This window comes from Pseudomonas brassicacearum (assembly GCF_003732265.1).
Lineage (GTDB): Bacteria > Pseudomonadota > Gammaproteobacteria > Pseudomonadales > Pseudomonadaceae > Aquipseudomonas > Aquipseudomonas brassicacearum_D.
On the sequence record NZ_MOBK01000258.1, the window covers coordinates 1 to 300 of the forward strand.

At 61.3% G+C, this 300-nt stretch carries 1 pseudogene; it reads right to left on the bottom strand.

What is annotated here, in order from left to right:
* A pseudogene (aroE, locus tag BK660_RS31150) lies at positions 1–300 on the bottom strand (shikimate dehydrogenase); the annotation flags it as partial.

Genomic DNA, 300 nt, shown 5'->3' on the forward strand with positions numbered 1-300 from the left:
GCCACAGGAAAAACGCTTCCGCCGCCTGCTCCGCGAGCATGCCCAAACCATCCATCGACAACGCCGCGCCATGTTCCGTGGCCCAGCGACAGAACGAAGTCGGTTCCTTGCCATACATCATGTCGTAGCAAACGGTCTTGCCCGGCTCGATCAAGCTGACGGCAATCGGCGGCACATCACCGGACAGGCCCGCCGATGTTGCGTTGATGATCCGGTCCACCGATTCCTTCAGCCAATCGAAACCGCTGGCCGACACCGGCCCCAGGTCCGAGAACAACTCCGCCAGCAGCTCGGCTTTTT